Origin of the sequence: Chryseobacterium pennae, from assembly GCF_003385515.1 — a bacterium.
Lineage (GTDB): Bacteria > Bacteroidota > Bacteroidia > Flavobacteriales > Weeksellaceae > Chryseobacterium > Chryseobacterium pennae.
The window spans coordinates 105597-126942 of the sequence record NZ_QNVT01000003.1; the positions used below are offsets into that span (position 1 = coordinate 105597).

The following is a 21346-nucleotide window of genomic DNA, read 5'->3' on the forward strand; positions in this document are numbered from 1 at the left end:
TATTAAATTTGGGAAGTTTCAAATTTAAATAGTAACTAAACAATAAATAATTTAAAAAGTAACAATATGAAAGTAACTGTAGTAGGTGCAGGCGCTGTAGGAGCAAGCTGTGCGGAATACATCGCGATGAAGAACTTCTGTTCAGAAGTAGTTTTGGTAGATATTAAAGAGGGATTTGCTGAAGGTAAGGCAATGGATTTGATGCAAACGGCATCGCTTAACGGGTTCGATACAAAAATTACCGGAACAACAGGAGATTACAGCAAAACTGCAGGTTCTCATGTAGCAGTAATTACTTCAGGGATTCCAAGAAAACCTGGAATGACAAGAGAAGAGTTAATCGGTATCAATGCTGGTATCGTGAAAGAAGTTACTGAAAACTTAGTAAAACATTCTCCGGAAGTAATCATCATTGTAGTTTCTAACCCAATGGATACTATGGCTTATTTGGTACACAAAACTTCAGGTCTTCCTAAGCATAAAATCATCGGAATGGGTGGTGCATTAGACTCTGCAAGATTCAAATACAGATTGGCTGAAGCATTAGAAGCTCCAATTTCTGATGTTGACGGTATGGTAATCGCAGCTCACAGTGATACAGGAATGCTTCCATTATTGAGCAAAGCTACAAGAAATGGGGTTCCAGTAACTGAGTTCTTAAGTGAAGATCAACAAAAATATGTAATCGAAGAAACTAAAGTAGGAGGTGCTACCCTTACTAAATTATTAGGAACTTCTGCCTGGTATGCGCCAGGTGCAGCTGTTTCTGTAATGGTTCAGGCTATTGCTTGTGACCAAAAGAAAATGATCCCTTGTTCATTAATGCTTGATGGAGAATACGGTCAAAATGATATCTGCCTAGGAGTTCCGGCTATCATCGGAGCAAACGGAGTAGAATCAATCGTAAATGTAACGTTAACTGCTGAAGAGCAATTGAAATTCGCTGAAGCTGCTAATGCAGTAAGAGAAGTGAATGGAGATCTTAAATTCTAATTTACTGAATTTTATATAGGAAAGCCGCGCCCGAAGGGCGCGGCTTTCTGTTTATTGTGAAGGTTTCATATTTTCTGGTACGAGCATGTTGATCGTGCAGCAATTGGAATGATTGAAGGATCTTATTTATTTTTATTTACAAACTCCCATACACTATTAATAAACTCGCTGTTTTTTTCATAATATAAAAGATGTCCACCATTAATAGAAACCACTTCCTGATTTGGAAATTGAAATGTTTGATAATGCCTTGTTCCTACAGCTTTATCTTTTTTTCCTGTGATAATTAATACAGGTAATTTGATCTCTTTCGTAATAGGAATATAGTTTTTATAATATTCCGGAAATTCTTTAGGCTTTGAAATAACCGCCATCCCAAAATCTATGATCCTGGGATGAAGAGAATCTACTATGTCCATTTGTTTAATGGTTTCTATATCATCTGTAAGAAATTTATAGCCAATACGTTTTTTTCTCAATAAACTACTGACTTTTGAAATTTCTGACTGAAGGCTGTCTTTAGGAATGTCTTTGACTGGGGTATGGAGTAGTTCATTTCCATATTCAATCTGTTCTTTTACAGATTCATCATTCAGGAAGTGGAGCGTGACATTGGTAAGGATAAGCCCTTTGGTATACTGCGGATATTTTTTTGCATAACCTGTTGCAATGATTCCTCCAAAAGAATGAGCCAGCAGAAAGATTTTTTTCAATTTGAGATATTGCCTAAGTTCTTCAATATCCTGAATCATTTTATCAAGATGATAATTTTCAGAAGTACCGGATTCGCCGGATCCGCGCTGCTCCATATAAACCATTTGCATGTTTTTTTCCAGATTGTTTCCGCCCATCATTTCAAATGAATGATATCCCTGGCCTGGCCCTCCCGGAACATAGATGCAGGCTTCTCCTTTTCCGGAGATTTTATATTTGATCTTTACATGATCCGAAGTTTCATAAAAACCATCAGACTGATGATTCTGAGCTGAAAAGACAGTCAGAGAAACGGAAAAAAAGAGTAGGAGAGCAACTGTTTTCATATTATTATAACAATCGTGAAGGAGTTTTTATTACTAAGTGCAAAAATTATTTTCCTTTCACCATATTTTCCCTGCTGATTATTTTTTTTAAGATAATCCAGAATTGGAAATACAATATGTGTATAGAAATAAATAGATTGATCTTTACAATTGTATATTCATACAGAACACGGCTATCTTTTTCTGTTAAAATTGATTTTTAAAGATTTTACAACCCATACTAACTTTGCTTTATCAATAAAAATCATAATACAAGCTCCATTCTCCAGTTTGTTTATTCTTAGCAAACATAAAACTTCCACTGTCAATCACATTCAGTTGAGCTTTGTTATCTGAGGAAATCTGAAAAACAAATTCAAAGCCTTCTCCAAAACCCTCTTTAAAGCCAATGCCCGGCTGGCAGAATGAAGGATAACCACCCAATTTAGTACTGTAACAGTGCTTAATGATGTCAAAATAGCTGTTGAAATGTCCTTCTCGTTCAAATTTAACAATTTCAGAGATTAAGTTGTAATCTATATCCTCAATTCCGCCACCATCCCATAAAGGAGCATCTTTAGGATATAATTCGGAACGTAATGGAAATGGTTTTAAATAAGAGACCGGACTTTGTAAATCTTTGATGACAATATTTTCCAGATTGTCATATTCCCGGATGGCCCAATTATCGTCCATTTTTTCAAAAGTTTCCGGAAAATCCTGGGAGATAAATACGGTAATTAACTTTTTGTCTTTTATCAGTTCCGGGACAAAAGGCTGGTTGGGAAGATAAAACTGGATAAGCGGCATCATTGGGTCACCATTTTTATCCAAAGGAATTTCTTCATCTTCAGCATAGGCAAATACCCGTCCGATCCATGATTCTTCCAAAACATTCATAGGTCTGAAACCACCGGTGAAAAATTCTGTGGCAGGCCTTTCTATTTTATCTTTAATTTCCTGAATTCTATTATCTGTTTTTTCCATAAGCTTTAGTCTTCGTTTTCTTTAAAATCATCCATCATCAAATTGTAATAGCCTGTGTATTCAGCTTTTTCTTCATCTGTAAAGGCGTCAAGTTCCAATGTCAGATTTTTGGCTTCTAAAGTCGAAATTTGTTGATTATGTTGGGTAAAGGCAAAACATCCGAGATATGAAATTCCGTTGTCTTTTAATTCTCTGATTTTATTACTCAGTTCCTGTTGGTTTAGAACTCCACAAGAAAGGGGCAGCTTCTTTTATTTCGGCAATAGTCATTGTGATTGATGTTTATTCAAAGATAGAAAATTGAATAATGATAAAGAAATTAATGAATAATGGGCTGAACTTTAAATCTCAGCAATTTTTTCAAATAATCCTGGATAATTGACCACCAAACCATTTTCATCAACTACAATATCTGCTTTGAAATCAGTCTGCAGGTTGTCATAATGATAAGTGTGTTTGTCAATTTTTGTGTATTGTTGAATAACCGGTTTTACAAGGTGATTCAAAATATCAATATAAATAACTTTGATTTCCTGAGAATCATTTTCAGCCAATTGAAGATTATTGATCGGTAAGGTATTTGTAAAAGGAGTCAAAGAAATATCAATGAAGGGAAACCCTTTGAAATCAGGATTAATTACATTGTTGATCTCCCATTCATCCTGCAGTTTTCGACCTGTTAATTTATTTTTAACGGTGTTGACTTCAGATTCGATGATAAATTCCAGGATATTCCAGTTAAGGTCGATGATTAGTTGGTAATCTACTGTATACATTTTACCTTCATAGGAACCAATAATTCTTGATTCTACAATAAAGTTCTTATCATCTTCTGTAAGGTTGAAATACTCCAGAGATTGGAAAGCGATTCCTTGCCAGATCAATGTTTTCATTTTATTTTGGATTGGATGTAGTGTTGATTTTAGATTCTTTTGGTAAAAAATTCCTGTTATTGGGAGATTCTTCTTTTCCTGATCCTGCTTAAAGTTTCCCTCGTTACCCCAAGGAACGATGCTAATTGGGTAAGAGGAATCCGTTGCAACATTTCAGGATGTTTCTTTTCGAGATATTCCAGTCTTTCCTGAGCAGAATACAGTTTAAAAAGATTGGCGAACTCTTCCTGTTTGTAAGCAATCTTCCGGATACAGTGACGGCCCAATGACTCTATTTCAATGTACTGTGCTGCAATTTTAAAGAGTATTTCTTTATTAAAAACAACAACGTGTAATTCCTCACAGGCAACCATATTGAATTCTGAAGGTTTTCCGCTTCCGAAGCTGCTGATATTGGTTGCGATTTCATTCTCAAAGAAGAATTCGGTGTTTTTTATAACAGCATTTATTTCGTAATAGCTTTTGCAAAACCCCGTATTAATATAAAATAATGATTTACACATTTCTCCCTCCTGAAGAAGCAGTTCATTTTTTCTATATACTTTTTCTGAAAGAGCAGGTTGAAGTAAAGTCCAGCTTTCATCAGAAAAAGAAGTAAGAGAGCGGATGTATTTCAGAAGGTTTTGCATTGCTGTTGTATTTATCATATTCTGCTTTATTCTTTGTTTCCCAATTTTGAAAAGCCTCCACATCTCCCATTTGGAATATATAATGGTTGTATACATTGAATAGATGGTTGTCTTCCATTGTTTTATGGTAACCAATCAGTACATTAGGATAAGTTTTATAATCTTTGGTAGAGAATTCCTTTAGAAATTCCTTTCATTCCAGCTTCATAAATTTCCAGTGCAGCAGCTAATTTATTTTCAAATTCAAATATTACGCCCTTTTCAAGATGTAGTTTTCCGGAGTTTGGAAATTTTTTTAACCCTTCATCATATTTTTCCTCATCAATTAACTTTATTGCATCACGAATTTCTTTACATTTAAATGTTTTCTGTGCGGGAAGCTGACAAAATCGCTAAAATAAAGAATGCACGTAGCATAGAATTCTGGTATTAGTTTATTAATAACAAAGATGCATTTTTTTGCAGGCTATACAAAAAAAAGAGCGGTGAAAACCGCTCTGAATTATTTAAAATCTGACTTTTAATAAACGCATCCGCATCCAGTTTCTCCTTCCTGACAGAAACGCATAGGTTCATGGCAAGGAAAACCACCGCCTCCAGGGCCTCCACCTCCAGGATTGCCTCCACCTCCAGTAGATCTGTAACAAGTGTCACCATTGCAGTAATAAGATCCAAAAGTGGGTGGGCAATAGCCGTCTAAACAAACTGCATAAGCAGTGTCACCACCACTGATCAATACCAATTGACTTCTTTTTAGTTTTTTTAAATTTTTCATAGTAACTGATGTTTAATTTGTTGATTACTAATATCTAAAAAAAATAATACACCAGCAAGTGTTTAATTCTGATTTAACGATTTTGTTGATGAAATTTGCCAACTTTGTTTGTCATTCTATTAATTAAAAATAAATTGCAAAAGATTAATTAATCGCTGCATTATGAAAAATATACTTTTCACTTTGTTTTTTACTCCTGTTGTATTGTATGCCCAAGAAACGATTCGTCAGGATCCTGAAATTATCAACCAGGTTTCGCAGGTAAGTACAGACTCTCTCAAAAGTCATATCAATTACTTGGTGGGTTTTGGAACTAGGCATACGATGAGTTCTGCAACGGATCCAAAAAGAGGAATAGGAGCTGCAAGAAAATGGGTGTTGAAAAAGTTTAATGATTATGCGAAAAATACGGGGGGAAGAATGGAAGTATTTATGCAAAACCAAACGCTTCAGCCGGATGGAAAAAGAATTGACCGTCCTACCGATTTAGGAAATGTTATTGCCATTATCCGTGGCACAAATCCTAATGATAAAAGACTATTTATGATAAGTGGACATTTGGATTCGCGGGTGAGTGATGTCATGAATATAAAAGACAATGCTCCGGGAGCCAATGATGACGGAAGTGGAGTGGCAGCACTTATAGAAAGCGCAAGAATATTGAGTAGATCTAAGTTTCCGGCAAGTATTGTACTGGTTGCTTTTTCCGGGGAGGAACAAGGATTATTAGGTTCAAAAATGCTGGCTGAGAAAGCGGTTAGTGAAGGTTGGCAACTGGAAGCCTTATTGAATAATGATATGATCTCCAATAATTTCAGTAGTGATACTCATTTAATAAATACCCATCAATTAAGAATTTTTTCTGAAGGTTTACCTTATTACGAATTGGATGAAAAAGCATTGGATATCAGAAAGTTCGGATTGGAAAATGATGGTGAATCAAGACAGTTGGCAAGATATATTAAAGAAATAGGAGAGCGTTATGTTGATCATCTTCAGGTCAAACTCATCTATAGAAATGACCGATTTCTGAGAGGTGGAGATCATACACCGTTTGTTGAAAAAGGTTTTTCTGCTGTACGGCTGACTGAGTTTAACGAAAATTTCGATCATCAACATCAGAACATCAGAAAAGAAAATGGGGTACAGTATGGAGATCTGCCGGAGTTTATGGATTTTGAATATTTTAAAAAGAATGTAGGCGTAAATATTGCAGTTCTGGCCAATCTTGCAAAAGCCCCTTCACAGCCTGAAAATGTAAAAATAGAAGTCAGTAAGCTTACCAACTTTACAGATCTTTCCTGGGAAAGACCTCAATCAGGGGAAATAGCAGGATACTATGTGTTAATACGTGAGACCGACGCTTCTATGTGGCAGAAAAAAATCTTTACCAGAGAGAACTCAATCAAATTGTCTTATTCTAAAGATAATTATTTCTTTGCGGTACAGGCAGTCAATGCAACCGGGAATGAGAGTCTGATTGTTTTACCAAAAATAAAATAAAATATTAACAGGAGCGGGCTTAGCCCGCTTTCATCATTAATCAACTATCCATTGGCTTTAGCCAAAACCTAACGTATTTATCTGTTATTCTATATCCAAGGTCATAAAAAAAGCAATTTCTTCAGAATTATCATATAATCTGGTATTCACTCCGGTGATGTTGAATCCCATTCTTCTGTAAAACTGTATGGCAGGATAGTTGGTGTTCTGGGTTTCCAGCTCAATCACCCGACAGTTCAGCTTTCTGGCTTCTTTGATGGCACTTTTAATCAACATGATACCGATTCCCTGTCTTCTGTATTGTTCATTGATCAGGATGTTTTCAATGTAAAAGCTATTGTTCCAGGTTCTGTGTTCGCAGATGATCCAGCCTTGAAGTTCTTCATCTGCAAAAGCTCCGAAAGAAGAGTCTTTTTCAATGAGGGTATTGAGTTCATTAATATCATCAGAATCGATTTCCCAGACTTTAGTGTAGGATAATTTTTTTTCTCTTAAGTTAAACTCAAAAGAACTATTGAATTCTATTGAAGAAACAGAATAGATGATGTCTGTAGAATATCCATTGTTTCCCCAATTCAAACTGGGGTTAGAAGTTAGCCTTTGTAGTTTTTTTATTTCCACGGATGATAGTTTTATTGAATTTCAGTACAGATTTCTACGAGATAATTATTAGGATCTTTAATGTAAGCCGTCTTTTGTCCCCAAGGTTTTACGGTAATATCCTCATACAAAACGGCTCCGTTTTTTATTGCTTTTTCAACCAGGGCTTCCACATTGTCAGTTACAAACCCAAGTTCAATTCCAAAAGGTTTAGCTTCTGTTTTTGAAAGTAGAAATCCTTTTTTGATATTGGATGCAGCTAATACAACTGAGGCAAAAGACAGAGTGGTTTCTCCTGTAATCAGTTCTCCATAGTCTTTTTCCGGAGTGATGAATTTTATCTCAGCATCAAAAGTGTTTTGGTAGAAATTCATAGCTGATTCTACATCTTCTACATATAAAATGACATATTTAAACTTAATCATATTATTATATTTAGGGATTTTTTGAATTAAAATTGTTTTATTTTTTACTTAGAATATATTCCTCATCTATCATCAATTCAACATGGGGTCCATTTTGAGGATAATATTTTAGACCCTCAAGGTGACCGAAATAAACCTGATATTTTTGAGTAAGCTGCCTTACCTTATTTCCAAATGAATTGAGATTAACTGTTTGAAGAGCATCTGTTTTCTGGCGGCCATTGGTAAAGAAAAGCATTAAGTTGCAGTGATTATTAAAATGATGATCCTTATAATAGAATACATTGAGGTTTTCTTCACGGCAGATAGAACCCAAATCATTAATGAAGAATTCTTTATTATTTAAAGGCAGGTTACAATCAATTCTTATAGAAAGAGTTTCAGCATTATTTTTTTTTAAATCTGAACCTACAATCTGTATAAAACGGTGCTCATTATTTTCAAAGTTTTCTCTTTCTACATGATAGGTTTTAGTAGAAAGTGATTTAAATGGAATAATGGAATCCAATATTATAGCATTTTCACGAACCAAAAGAACTTCTATTTCAAGCGCAAGCTGAAAATAAAAATCAAAAAGCTGATGATCTCCAATACTGATGATGAGCTGATTTTCATTGATGTTAAGATGTAAAAAAGCTTTTTTAAACCGGGATTTCAGTTCTTTCAGTTTTCCAATGAAATCATCTGGGTGATCAACCTGTACTCTTACTACCAATTCTGCGGCGTTATCTGCATGACCGCCACATCCCTCGAAAAACTTAAAAAACTTGAAATGATATAGATCTTCAGGGAATTTAAAGTACCAGTATACTCCTAAAATCATAGTGAATGGGTTGAGGAATTGAATAAAGATCAAATTTAAATAAAAATTCACGTTCTAAAACATTCAAAACCCCTAAATTTGTGATCAATAAAATTTTACTTGGATGCTTAGGAACATTTCAATTGCGGCAGCTACTTTTTTGTCCGTAGTTACAATCAATGCGCAGAAGAACAGAAATTCTCAACTGGAAAGGCCCAAATTAGTAGTGGGTCTGGTAGTAGACCAGATGCGTTGGGATTATTTATACCGTTTTTATAACAAATATGGAAATGACGGTTTCAAAAGACTTTTGAATACAGGATATTCTTTAAATAATGTACACATTCCTTATGTTCCTACCATTACTGCTTTGGGACATACTTGTATCTATACGGGATCGGTACCAGCCATTCACGGAATTGCCGGAAATGACTGGACAGATAAAGAAACAGGTAAAGGAGTATACTGTACTGCAGATGACAGCGTTCAGCCGGTAGGAACAACCAATACAAAAACCGGAAGCCATTCTCCGAAAAACCTTTGGTCTACAACGGTAACAGATGAATTGAGATTGGCAACAAATTTCCAGGGGAAAGTAATCGGGGTTTCTCTAAAAGACAGAGCTTCCATTCTTCCTGCAGGACACACACCAAACGGAGCTTTCTGGTTTGACGACAGTACCGGGAACTTTATCACCAGTACATGGTATATGAATGATCTTCCTCAATGGGTAAAATCATTCAACTCTCAGAATTTACCTGAAAAATTGGTAGCCAACGGTTGGAATACTTTACTTCCGATCAATCAATATACGGAAAGTGCACCGGACAATTCTCCTTGGGAAGGATTATTGGGCAGCGCAAAAACACCTACATTCCCTTACAGTGATCTTGCAAAAGATTATCAGACCAAAAAAGACAATATCCGTTATACACCGTTCGGAAATACGCTGACATTAAAATTGGCTGAAGCTTCTGTAGACGGAGAGAAATTGGGTGGTGATAATATTACAGACTTTTTAGCTATCAATTTGGCTTCTACAGATTATGCCGGACATAAATTTGGACCAAACTCTATTGAAGTGGAAGATGTTTATATAAGATTAGATCAGGATTTAGCACAATTCTTCAATTATCTGGATTCAAAAGTAGGAAAAGGAGAGTATACGGTTTTCCTTTCTGCTGATCACGGTGGAGCCCATTCTGTAGGATTCTTAAAAGAGCATAAAATTCCGACAGGTTTCTTTGGAGAAGGTGCTGAAAAGAACCTTAACCAAAAGCTGAAAGATAAATTCGGAGCTGATAAATTGATTAACGCAATTGATAATTACCAGATCTATTTTGACAGAAAAGTATTGGCGGACAGCAAGCTTGAACTGGATGATGTAAGAAACTTCGCTGTAAAAGAGCTGGAAAAAGATCCTACTGTTTTATATGCTGTTTCTGTAGACAAAGTTGCTGAAGCAAGTATTCCGGAACCAATCAAACAAAGAATTATCAACGGAATCAACAGACAGAGAAGTGGTGATATCCAATTGATCTCTCATGATTCTATGCTTCCGCCATATTCTAAAACAGGAACTACCCACAGTGTATGGAACTCTTACGACTCACACATTCCATTGATCTTTATGGGATGGGGAGTGAAACAGGGAGAAAGTAATAAAGCTTATCACATGACAGATATTGCGCCTACCGTTTCATCATTACTGAAAATTCAGTTCCCAAGTGGAAATGTTGGAAACCCAATCACAGAAGTTATAGGTCAGTAAACTGAAATATCATACAAAAAAATGAGCCGCTCCATAACTGGAGCGGCTTTATTATTAATTAATGGGAAAGTATTTTTGAAGCAAAATTCTAAAACAGAATCTATAACAATACTATTTTAAGGTAAAACGTCTGATTCATAAATTTAAAAACAATGAAATTATAAAGATGTAATTTACCTTTCACCCGAATTCAGATTATTTAAGCGTTTTGTGTAATTCTGCTCAATACCTGTTCAAGCAACTGTATTCTATCAAGCAAATCAAATTTTTCGTCTGTTTGTGGTACAATATACTCGCCATTGCTTTCAATAGTTTTATTTTGTACCAATGTATCAAGTAAAGTGTTTGCAGCTCTATTGGTCATTCCATTTTCGAAGAAAAATCCATTGGGAGTAGAAGAAATCAAAATTTTCTTACGGTTGTGTGAGAAAACAAGCCTTGCCCCATAATTCTCGAGACTTACATTGTTGATCCTTTTGGAGTCCGCAATTTCTCTTAAATAAGGATCCCAATGCCAGCCATTAAACTGTCGTTCTTTCATTTTCCAGATACAATAATCGTTACCTTCCCAAAAGAAGTAATATCCTTGATTAGAGTCTTCTCTGAATGAAGAATATTTCATAAAGTAATATTTCCAGTCTTTCGGATCTGCTGAATAGTCAGTAATTGCTTGTTCAATATTTTGTTGACTAGAGGCTGTTGGATTGGTAATGAAAAAATCCAGGCATTGTAGAATAACAGGCCGGGTTTTTTCGTGAAAATGTGTTTTATCATACCCTGGTGTTGTGAGAAATTTTCTGATGATCCTGGAATGTCCTGACATCAGATTCGTTAATGATCCATTACCTTGGGAGTAGTCTCCAAAACTTAATAAAAGATTGCTTTTTACATTGAAATCGGAAACGCTATCATGTTCATCAAATAATTCTAAAAATTTCTTTGCCCGATTTTTAAAGTCTTCACTCAAAGGAAATAATGATATGCTTCCTCTAAGAAGATCACTGTCTTCAAGTTTTTGAAGTATCATTTTATTTGCCGGTATTTGCCTGATGTATTCTTTCTTGTCTTTTTCTTCTTCGATCTGATCGGTTTTAAACGTTTTGAAAATTTTTAAATCCCCATACTTAATAAAATGTTCAGCTTCATCAAAACACGCACCTAATACAGTTTCACGTAATTCGTTTTCAGAATTTACGACCAGATTTCTTAACGTTCTGATTTGATCGTGGAATGTGTTACTTGGTGTTTTCAGATGGATAAAGCAGGCTGAAAGCAAAATCTGCTCGGGAAGAGAAAGACCTTTGGAATCAGAAAGAGAAAGCAGACAGCGTTTCAACAGATTTATTTCTTTCTGCTGGAAAAATAATCTTGTCTTGGTAGATTCAAATTCATTTTTATCTGTATAAAATATGGTATTCCAGAACATCGGATTTTCCTGTTCCTGCTTGCAAATAGCATCTAAAGTATCAAACAGAAAGTTCTGGTTCTCGGGATCGGTATATATTGTTCTGAGTAATTCTGCAGACTCAACTGTATTTTTATAGCGGACATCATTATGATCTTTCAGGTCTTTTTTGAAAGATAGCATAGAAGTAATGAAGTTGAAAAGGTTAAGGAAAGAATTATCAACCATTAATGCAATATCATTATCTTCCGTTGATCCGGATTCAAAAATAATATGCCACACAGAATCTATCCAGATCCCGTCTATAGATTCTTCGAAACGTTTTCTCTGCGCAGGTTCTGAAATGATCTCTGTAAATCCGGCCTTAAAATATTCAAACTCAGTTAAAGGTTTCCCACGGGAGTTCATCTTGATATATAAATCATCAGTAAGCCCTACTTTATTCATATCCAATTTGTAGAAATAAAAAGGAGAATCACTGATAATGTCCCAAACAGAATCAATATCTAGTTTTTCATATCTTGACTCAATGTCCTTAAGTACAACAAGCATAGCCAGAATACTGGGATCGTAATTCCATGTTTCAAAATACCAGGATTGGTTAGTGATTTCTTTATCGATTGTTTGTTGTGAAAAATCAGGTCTGAAGAGAATTAAATTCCTGTAAAACTCAGTAGTACTGTGCCTTGTTTCATAGAGAAAATTAGCCAGAAAAGCTGTACTATCCTCAGAAATATTTTCTTTTACAGAGACAAACCAATACAGGAGCCAAAGTGTGGTTAATCTTTGTTGCCCGTCAATAGGAACAAAAGTGATGGAGTTGTTGTCGTCCTTTTCATTAAATCCATAAATGAAGTCGAGCTCAATTTCAAGCTTGGGATCGGATTGTTTTTTACAGATAAAATCAAACAGAACATCTAAAAAATCCTTTCGGATTTTATTCGTTTTATGGTCTGTTCTTCCCTGTGCATAATCTCGTTGAATGATAGGGATTTCAACTTTATTGTTCAATATTTCAATATAATTATTTCTCATGCTCTTCAACGGTTATGGTTTTTTTGTATAATTTGATGCAGTCACGTATTTCATCTAAATAAGTTTCCCGTTCATGTTGGGTCCAGACAGAATAATGACGGCTGTTATCGGATGCATAGTATTTCAGAAAAATTCTTTTGGTAGCCAAAGGAATAAATGCTCCTGATCTGTCCATCTCAATGATTTTTTTTCGTTTCACTTCAAAAACAGAATTGCTTAATGAAATATTTTCAGTAAGCCCAAGTAATGCCATATTCTGAATGGTATGCAGATAATCGTTTTCATTACTGTCGTCAGAAGGAATGAGTTTTAAAATCTTTTCGCTTAGAGCTTTAAACTCCTCGTATCGGTACGTCTTTTCATCAATTGAATGAACTTCTTTGATTATTTTTTCTGCTTTCTCTTTATCAATCGCTACATTTAATAATATATTGGTATGGGAACGAAGCCAGTTGAACCATTCTTCTCTTTTATTTTCATTAATACCCTCAATGTTTTGTGCATGAATATGTTCCAGACTTTTTGTTATACTTTTATACATCTCAAAAGGAAAAAACTCATGACTGTTATTATTGGCTCTTATTAATTCTATATTGATTAAAAGTAAAACTCTGATTATTTTATCATGATCACTGCTTTTGTCATAGCTCAGTTCTTCCCAATTATCATCAATACTATCTGCAATTAATTGATCTATTTCTTTTTCAAACTTCAGTTTGGTATTTTCTTTTTTTATTTTTATAAGATTACCAATCGAAATGCCTGTTGTAATAAGATAACCGATTTTGTGATAAAGGTTTTTGTTTGAATACCAATAAACTAATGAACGATAAATTTCTTCTACTTCTACCCATTTTTTCCAAAGAGAATCAAACGTTTCTTTTTCATCAAAGAAATGAATAAAGCTGAATAAAGGATCTCTTTCATCTGGTTTTTTCTTGGCAATAATATCAAATAAATATTCAATTTTATTGTTGTAGGTATCTGGCTTTTCGTTTGAAATAAATGCCCAGAATTTTGGATTATTGAGTTGGTTTTCGATCTCATCCCAAATCTGAACCAATTGTGTTCTGCGTTTAATTTTGTCATCTTCAGCCATTCCTTTGAAGCTGTCAGAATTCACAAACTTAGCTTTAATAAGTTCAGCACTTGTAAGTGGGATTTTACCGCGATTTAAACGGGTAAACAGTTCTTCACTTTTCTTTTGTTCATCTTTTACTTCATACCAAATTACCTGTACACTCCATTCAGGGGTTTCTTTTTCCTCTTTATCATTGAGGGAGATACTAGGTAGGATAATTTTTAACATTTCATCCTTTACCTGTCTTGGAATACCTTTATCACCGTTTTCAAACCATTCCTTAATACACTGATAAGCTTCGCTCATATAGTACAGATCAGGTTTAGTACAGTTAATTTCATTAGTCTCCAAAAATGTTTTGGATTCAAGTCTTGTTTTGTAATAAATGGAATATAGATTATCAGTATAACCCTCAGATTTTAAATTGTTGTGAAGATATTCCAGTGTTAAATAGGTGATAATCCGGTGAAGAGTTGTTAAACGCTGCTGTCCGTCAATAAGCTCAAAACCTTCTATAGAGTTTCCGTCAATATCTTTCCATATATGCTTCTTTACAACTACAGGCTGAAGGCAATAGTAGGTTTTAGCTATTCCTTTTTTACGGTATTCCCAAATGTCTTCCAGTAATTGTGAAACGTTGGTTTTTGTCCATCTATATCCCCGTTGGTATTCAGGAATGTAAAAATTATGTCCCAAAAGCTCCGTAATGCTTAAGGTCTTTATTGAGTTTTCATTCATAATAGTTCAATAGTTTTTGCGAAGATAAAAAGTCATTTCATCAAAACATACCAAATTTTGATTTTTTTATCAGATTAAGCAACAGATGTTTTGATTTGAACTTCGTATAAAGTTGATGAGGTATTTTTGTCAAAATCTGATTGTAACTCACGAGGTCCGGATGATCTGCTGGATCTCTTTCTGAAACCTTTTGTTCTGCTTTCTTATTTTTAGAATAAAATAGAGTAGAATAGGGATAAGGATTCCTGCAATAGCAAAGGATAGAATCTTCATATAATGATACCGGGATTCCATTTTTTGACTTTTGATGATTGTTTCTTTATTATGATTATCAATAACCTGATTAATGGATGACAGCTCATTTTGTTTCCTTTTGAAGCGCATTTCAAAATATTTCTTATTATACAGCTGGTATAAGTTCTGTTGTCTCATTGCCAGATAATTGTCTGCCATTTCTTTGTAAATACCTTCATTCAGAATAATATCCCCCGTATTTTTACTGAGGTTTTCAGCTTTTATCAAAAGGTCCAATGCCGTTTGGTTTTCATGTTTCTGTTTATGTACCTCAGATATTCCCTTTAATGCAAATGCTTCCAGGCTCTTTGCATGATTTCTTCCGGCGTAGTTTATTGCCTGTAAAAATGCATGTTCTGCCTTGTCAATCTGGTTAAGATTAAGATAGCAGTAGCCAATATTGTAATAGACCACACTCATATTGGAATAGGTTGTTTTCTTTACAGGCACTTTCTCAAAATTTTCTATGGAGATCAAAAACTTTTCCAGAGCAATTTCAGAATTGGACTGACTTTTATAGATCATTCCTCTTATGGCATAGATGGTAGCTGTTTCAATATATTTTTCAGGTGTTTTCTCAGTAATTTTCGCCAGATATTGATCTGCCTCATTCAGTGTTTCAAGGCTTTTGCTGAAAAGTTCCATTTGCTGATACTGGATAGCAACGGCTACGAGGACACCAACCTGGCTTTTGGTGTCATTCGTTTTCTGAGAAAGTTCTTTGGCTTTTAAAATATATTTTAAAGATTCATCAAAATTCCTTTTGGCTACATTGGCGGTGGAAAGGAGCATATAAATTTCAATAGACGTTTTGAGATCACTGTCTTTTTTCAGTAGCTGCTTTCCAATTTGAATCGCTTTATCAGGATTGTCATAGATTTCCAGCTTGGCTTTTTTTAACAGAGAACTATCCGAAGTGTTTTGACCGTTTATAAAAATATAGGAAAAAAGGATCAACGAGAAAATTTTCAATCTTAGTTTCATGATACTTTATTTTTACTGATTTCCTGAATGTAAGCGTTAGGAGACATTCCGGTAACGGATTTGAAAACGGTTGTGAAGGCACTATGTGAAGAAAAACCTGAATATTCAGCCAGATAACTGACTTTATAATTGAGAAAGGTAGGTTCTGTTCTTAATAGTTGAGCAATATGATTGATTCTTAATTTGTTAATGTAGCCATTGAAGTTTTTTTCCTTATTGGTATTGATGACCTCCGAAAGGTATTTGGTATTGACTTCCAATTGGGAAGAAAGCAAAGAAAGTGACATGTTTTTATTCAGATATCGGTCAGATTGTTCAAATTCTTTGAGTTTTTGAAGGATTTCTTCCTCTTTTTCCTTTGAAATTTTATGAGAGCTCTTTTCGGCATCCGCTGTATTTTTTATTATGGAAGTAGATAGTAATATTGTTTGTTCCTTTCGGGTACTCTGTTTTTCAAAGAAATCAAATTGCTTTTTTAGATCTCTATTTTTGCTTTTAATGATTAAAAAATAGATGAACAAACCAATGACGATGAATAATATGACCAGAGTGGAAGACCAGAAAGATGTTAAATAAGTTTGCTTCTGAAATTCAAGTGTTTTATTCTGATTTGTTTCTACCAGTTTTACAATATACCGTATTCCTTCTCTTGTATTGGAGTCTGTTTTTATTCTTAAATCATTATAGTATTTGTTATATTGATGGTATTTCATATCATCATGAAGAGCAAAATAGGTTTGCGACAACGATTCGTAGATTTTGATTTTTAAATTGTTAAAAGGAAGGTCTTCAATCAACGACAGTCCTTGTTCCAGTTTTTGGGCAGACATTTTATAATCCTGTATCAAAAAATAGTACCGCGATAAGTTTTCATAAGCTAAGCTGAGTAAAAATGGTTGGTTTTGCTGTTGCTCAAGGTCAGAAATGATACTTTCTATCAGGTTTTTATACTCAATCAGGTTATTTTCTTTCATCAAATAAGAAGAGCGGAAAATCCTATTTTCTGTTTGTATGATTTTATTCTCATCATCAGTATTACTGATGTACTGATCACTTTTGTCAAGATTTTTTAACGCATTCGGATAATCCTTGTTAATGCCCAGATTTAAAGCCTGTAGCTGATAGAGTTTGGCTGTGGTGATCCTGAATTTTGGATGATTGCTTTTCAGAAGTTTCTGATCTGATAAGAGGCTGGCAATGATTTTTTTTGATTGATTATATAAACCCAGATTCTGATACTGGTCTGCAAGATTATAGTTACCAAAAACCTGCATGAAATAAGAAAGATTTTGATCCTGATCTTCTTTTTGAGAAAAACTGTTGACAGACTGCATATAGTCTCCCTTCATAGCAAATGCCTGTGAAATGATATTTTGAAGAATAATCTTATGCTCTATATCCTGATCGCTTACCAGAATTCCTTGGGTATAACTTATACAGTCGTCAGGATTCTGATATAATTTCTGGAATGCCTTATCTGCTATAATATTAAAATCAGGACCGGTCTGCCCTTTGGCAATAAAGGAAGAGAATGCGAAGATCAGCAGAAAAATCCATCTGCTATTTTCAAACATTTTTCTGAATAACAATTTGTTTTTCATGTTTCTTTCAATAATCCTCCTGAAATAAGTCTTCAAAACGGTATTTGTTTAAGTGTTTGGTTACTAGGTTTTTAAAATTATGATTCTTTTGAAATTCACGAATTGTGAAAGCCTATTTCTTTTGTTTGAGTAAATATAATATTAATATTGTTTTCGGTAATTTAAAATATTAAATATAATTATATATGGTAAATTTTTATAAAATGTCAATAAAGGTGTTAGCTGCTTGTTTCTTTTTTAATTTTGGTATAGTGGAAGCTCAGTTTACTGTAATGGGACTTGGAAATTATAATGTGGGTGCGGTTTCTGATAAAGGAGTAGTAAGCATGCACACTACTGGCGGTGGAATATTTATGTGGACAGCAAATACAGGGATCGTACAGATAGGTACAGTATCAAACGGATATCCGGCTGCCGGAAAAACAGTTGTTTCTAACGATGGAATGAAGATCGCATCTTCAGTGACCAATACAGCGACAGGTTTTAATGAAATTTCAACCTATGAAGTAAGTTCTTCTACCTGGACGAATAGAGGCGGGCTCGTTCCCACCGGTTGGGATGGCAGTGTAAGTTCTACATGGGGAATGTCTCCGGATGGAAATGCAATTGTAGGACTTGGATGGCTTACTGCAGCAAATGCCCATGCTGTAAAATGGGATGGAACAAACGGGGTGGTAGATCTGGGGAGTATGGTAAGCGGGCGAAGCTCGAGAGCAAATGCAATAAATGCAGACGGATCTGTTGTTGTAGGATGGCAGGATGAACCTACAGGAACCAGAAGTGGTGCAAAATGGATAGATGGGGTGGAAAGCTTCATTACGGATGCCAACGGGAGCAATGTAGGAGAAGCAGGAGCTGTTTCCGCGGACGGGAATACGATTATTGGTTCCGCAAATCCGAATCCTTATGTCTGGAAGGCAGCAACCGGAGTGACGTATATAACGCACCCCAATGCTTCATTTTCTTTTAAAGGAGGGGCAACGGGGGTTTCTGGAGATGGCACAAGGGTTATCGGCTTTTACAGGGCATTTGGAGCGCCACCAATGTCTGGAGAAGGTTTTATCTGGACAGAAGAGAGTGGACGTATTAACCTCAATGACTATGCAACAAGTTTAGGAATTGATACTAATGGTGTGATAATGGGGCTTCCATTGGCCATTTCTCAGGATGGTAAAAAAATAGCAGGAATGGGAATGAATGCCTCTAATCAGATGGTCGCATTTTATCTGGACCTTACAGGATATTTATCTGTGAGAGATGTAGAAAATGATAAAAATAAAAGCTCAATCAGTATTTATCCTAATCCGGTAAATGATATTTTATACTTTAAAGGATCCGGAAAAATTGAAAAGGCAGAAGTTTATAATATGGTAGGGCAAATAGTGAAAGCATTCCCATCCATAGAGGATCAGATTGATGTATCATCTTTACCGAAAGGAAACTATGTACTTCAGCTTTCAGAGAAAGGAGGTAAACAACAGAACCATAAATTTATCAAGAAGTAAAATCAGCAAATTTTAATAATAGTTATACCATGAATAGCTGCTTTCAATATTGGAGGTAGCTATTTTTGTAAATTGATAAATATCAGAAAAAGGAAATGATGAAAGATGATAAAGAGTAATAATACCATCTTTTTCCCCTTTTTAAAGTAGTTTTATGACGACTTTCAGGAATAGTAAAGTTAAAAATGACTTTCAGTTTCCTGACTTCAGGTTATATCCAAATAAGTCCGTTCTTGTCTAATACATTTAAAAAACTATCTTTGCAAAAATTTTGGTTTCCAGTATATTGGAATGAAAAGGGAATTGGGTGAAACTCCCAAACTGTCCCCGCAACTGTAGATCGCAATAAAAATTTCTGTACACAGCCACTGTATAAAACGGGAAGGCGCAGAAAGCGAAAGTCAGGAGACCTGCCAGAATAATAATCAAAAAACATATTGCTTTCGGAGGAAAAGTAGAATAATATGGATATAAAAAGATCTCTAATACTGTTTTTGTCATCATATGGCTGCTTTCTTTTCGGACAGGAGAAAGCTGTTGATACAATTTATATCTTCGATAGCCAGATGAACAAGGTGAAACAATTTCATCCTGTGAAAACAATCAATGCTGAAGAGGTTGAAAAAAACTCCAGCAATCTTTCAGAACTCTTAAGATTTCAGTCTTCAATTTATATTAAAGAAAATGCACGTGGTGGATCTGCTTCACCATCTTTTAGAGGAACTACTGCTCAGCAGACATCCTTTGTCTGGAACGGAATTAATGTTAATTCCAATTTTCTGGGCCAGGGAGATGTAAACAATCTTTCCCTGTTCGGGTATGATCAGATTGGAATAAAGGCAGGCGGCGGAAGTGTTACTTATGGTTCCGGAGCTATTGGAGGTAGTATTCATCTGGATAATAGCCTTAATTTCAATAAAGGCTTTCATGGAACATTGTTCTCTGAGGCAGGTTCTTTCAATACCTACAATAATTTTGTTAAAGGCTCTTACAGCAATGATAAATTCAGTTTTAAAGCTTCCGGAAATTATTCTGTTAGTAAGAATGCTTACGAAGTAAACAAAGAACCTAGGAATTATATAAATCTTAACGGGGAGTATTATAATACGAACTTTAATATTGCTGCCGCTTATAAATTAGCTCCTCATCATCAGATTTCATGGATTTCAGAATGGTTTAACGGACAACAACATTTTCCAATTATCTTTGATAAGGAAACGAAAACGAAATATGAGACTCAAAATGTAAGAAGTCTGATTTCCTGGGACTGGAATAAAACAAGCTTTAATAACTCTTTTAAAGTAGCTTATACAGAAGAAAATTTTCAGTATTTTAATGATATAGAAAGACCTAAATTCAGTAGTGGGACCGGAAGGAACTATATTCTGAAGAATGATTTCAATTATTTTCTTACCTCAAAATGGAACTTCAATATCATTGGAGAATACCAGCTGAATAAAGGCGAAGGCTATGGATCCGGAATAGATCAGGTAAGCCGGAATATGGGGTCTGTTGCCGGTTTGATAAGATATTTTCCTACCACTGATTTACGTATTGAAGCTGGAATAAGACAGGATTTTGTTGGAGTGACTAAGTCACCTCTTTTATTTTCTTTTTCAGGAAAATGGAATGCTTTACGCTGGTATAATCTTGGATTAAGTGTTTCAAGGAATTTCAGAGCCCCTTCTTTCAATGATCTGTACTGGAGACCTGGAGGAAATGAAGATCTAAAACCGGAAACCTCTTACCAGTTTGAATTGAGAAATCAGTTTAAAGTCGGTGATTTCAAACTTTCCGTGGTTCCTTATTATATGGATATCAGAGATATGATAAGATGGCTTCCTAATTCTTTAGGGATTTATAGCCCTGTAAATACAGAGCATGTAAGATCTTACGGAGTGGAAACCCAAGCGGAATTTGCTAAACGTTTTGGTAAGCATTTTCTGAATGTAGGTTTAGGATATAGTTACACAAATTCTCAGGATTTGGAAAAAAAGAAACAGCTGATGTACGTTCCCTTCCATAAATTTACCGGAAATGTTGATTATCAGTATGAATTCATAAAAGTATATGCTCAGGGATTGTTTACCGGGCTTACTTATACAGACTCCAATGAGAAGAAAAGTGAGGCTCTGAAAGAATATTTTATAATGAATGCTGGCGTTGGAGCTACATTTTTTAAAAATTATACACTGGGTTTTAAAATCAATAATATATTCAATCAGACTTATTATACCATGTTTGCTTATCCGCTACCCGGAAGGAATTACAGTGTGAATTTAAATATCAATTTTTAAAAATAAAAT

The 21346-nt window shown here is 34.8% G+C and carries 17 protein-coding genes and 1 riboswitch; of the genes, 5 read left to right on the forward strand and 12 right to left on the reverse strand.

Annotated features, from left to right (window positions below; genetic code table 11):
- Positions 1–66: 66 nt before the first annotated feature.
- Positions 67–993 (forward strand): malate dehydrogenase, encoded by a 927-nt coding sequence (locus DRF65_RS05035; RefSeq protein ID WP_115969387.1) that lies wholly within the window; start codon positions 67–69, stop codon positions 991–993.
- Between the two features lie 122 nt (positions 994–1115).
- Here DRF65_RS05035 and DRF65_RS05040 read toward each other — a convergent pair whose 3' ends face one another.
- The 5 genes from DRF65_RS05040 to DRF65_RS05060 all read right to left on the reverse strand — a co-directional run bounded on the left by DRF65_RS05040 (position 1116) and on the right by DRF65_RS05060 (position 5296).
- A complete protein-coding gene (locus DRF65_RS05040) occupies positions 1116–2033 on the reverse strand; it encodes an alpha/beta fold hydrolase (protein ID WP_115969389.1) in 918 nt (305 codons plus the stop codon).
- A 234-nt stretch (positions 2034–2267) separates the two neighbouring features.
- Positions 2268–2999: a DUF1963 domain-containing protein gene (locus DRF65_RS05045; RefSeq protein WP_115969391.1), complete on the reverse strand. Its 732-nt coding sequence runs from the start codon at positions 2997–2999 to the stop codon at positions 2268–2270.
- A gap of 341 nt (positions 3000–3340) precedes the next feature.
- On the reverse strand, positions 3341–3892 hold the full coding sequence (locus DRF65_RS05050; protein ID WP_115969393.1) for a putative glycolipid-binding domain-containing protein: 552 nt from the start codon (positions 3890–3892) through the stop codon (positions 3341–3343).
- Positions 3893–3948: 56 nt separating this feature from the next.
- Positions 3949–4539, reverse strand: coding sequence for a Crp/Fnr family transcriptional regulator (locus tag DRF65_RS05055; protein WP_228438538.1), 591 nt, complete (start codon positions 4537–4539; stop codon positions 3949–3951).
- A gap of 502 nt (positions 4540–5041) precedes the next feature.
- Positions 5042–5296, reverse strand: coding sequence for a hypothetical protein (locus tag DRF65_RS05060; RefSeq protein ID WP_115969395.1), 255 nt, complete (start codon positions 5294–5296; stop codon positions 5042–5044).
- Between the two features lie 162 nt (positions 5297–5458).
- Between DRF65_RS05060 and DRF65_RS05065 the strand changes: the two genes are divergently transcribed.
- Positions 5459–6799: a M28 family metallopeptidase gene (locus tag DRF65_RS05065; protein WP_115969397.1), complete on the forward strand. Its 1341-nt coding sequence runs from the start codon at positions 5459–5461 to the stop codon at positions 6797–6799.
- Positions 6800–6883: 84 nt separating this feature from the next.
- Here DRF65_RS05065 and DRF65_RS05070 read toward each other — a convergent pair whose 3' ends face one another.
- The 3 genes from DRF65_RS05070 to DRF65_RS05080 are packed head-to-tail and all read right to left on the reverse strand — an operon-like array spanning position 6884 to position 8647.
- Complete coding sequence (locus DRF65_RS05070) at positions 6884–7420, reverse strand: GNAT family N-acetyltransferase (RefSeq protein WP_115969399.1); 537 nt, start codon at positions 7418–7420, stop codon at positions 6884–6886.
- 11 nt (positions 7421–7431) lie between these two features.
- Positions 7432–7824: a VOC family protein gene (locus DRF65_RS05075; protein ID WP_115969401.1), complete on the reverse strand. Its 393-nt coding sequence runs from the start codon at positions 7822–7824 to the stop codon at positions 7432–7434.
- Between the two features lie 37 nt (positions 7825–7861).
- Entirely contained in the window at positions 7862–8647 is a 786-nt protein-coding gene (locus tag DRF65_RS05080; RefSeq protein ID WP_115969403.1) for a hypothetical protein, read from the reverse strand.
- Positions 8648–8750: 103 nt separating this feature from the next.
- Here DRF65_RS05080 and pafA point away from each other — a divergent pair, with 103 nt between their 5' ends.
- On the forward strand, positions 8751–10397 hold the full coding sequence (pafA, locus tag DRF65_RS05085; protein WP_115969405.1) for an alkaline phosphatase PafA: 1647 nt from the start codon (positions 8751–8753) through the stop codon (positions 10395–10397).
- Between the two features lie 199 nt (positions 10398–10596).
- On the opposite strand, the gene DRF65_RS05090 is transcribed toward pafA, so the two are convergent.
- From DRF65_RS05090 to DRF65_RS05105, 4 genes are all read right to left on the reverse strand, one after another.
- The gene (locus DRF65_RS05090) at positions 10597–12837 is read right to left on the reverse strand and encodes a DUF262 domain-containing protein (RefSeq protein WP_115969407.1); all 2241 of its coding nucleotides are present in this window, start codon (positions 12835–12837) and stop codon (positions 10597–10599) included.
- Entirely contained in the window at positions 12827–14656 is a 1830-nt protein-coding gene (locus DRF65_RS05095; protein WP_115969409.1) for a DUF262 domain-containing protein, read from the reverse strand. Before DRF65_RS05095 ends, DRF65_RS05090 begins: the two co-directional genes overlap by 11 nt.
- Positions 14657–14803: 147 nt before the next feature.
- Positions 14804–15934, reverse strand: coding sequence for a tetratricopeptide repeat protein (locus DRF65_RS05100; protein WP_115969411.1), 1131 nt, complete (start codon positions 15932–15934; stop codon positions 14804–14806).
- On the reverse strand, positions 15931–17535 hold the full coding sequence (locus DRF65_RS05105) for a helix-turn-helix domain-containing protein (protein WP_115969413.1): 1605 nt from the start codon (positions 17533–17535) through the stop codon (positions 15931–15933). The genes DRF65_RS05100 and DRF65_RS05105 overlap by 4 nt, the downstream gene beginning before the upstream one ends.
- Before the next feature lie 203 nt (positions 17536–17738).
- On the opposite strand from DRF65_RS05105, the gene DRF65_RS05110 reads away from it, so the two are divergent.
- Together DRF65_RS05110 and DRF65_RS05115 are read left to right on the forward strand one after the other, a co-directional pair.
- A complete protein-coding gene (locus DRF65_RS05110) occupies positions 17739–19040 on the forward strand; it encodes a T9SS type A sorting domain-containing protein (protein ID WP_228438540.1) in 1302 nt (433 codons plus the stop codon).
- Positions 19041–19295: 255 nt separating this feature from the next.
- Positions 19296–19472, forward strand: a riboswitch (cobalamin riboswitch).
- Positions 19473–19504: 32 nt separating this feature from the next.
- A complete protein-coding gene (locus DRF65_RS05115) occupies positions 19505–21337 on the forward strand; it encodes a TonB-dependent receptor plug domain-containing protein (RefSeq protein ID WP_115969417.1) in 1833 nt (610 codons plus the stop codon).
- Positions 21338–21346: the final 9 nt, after the last annotated feature.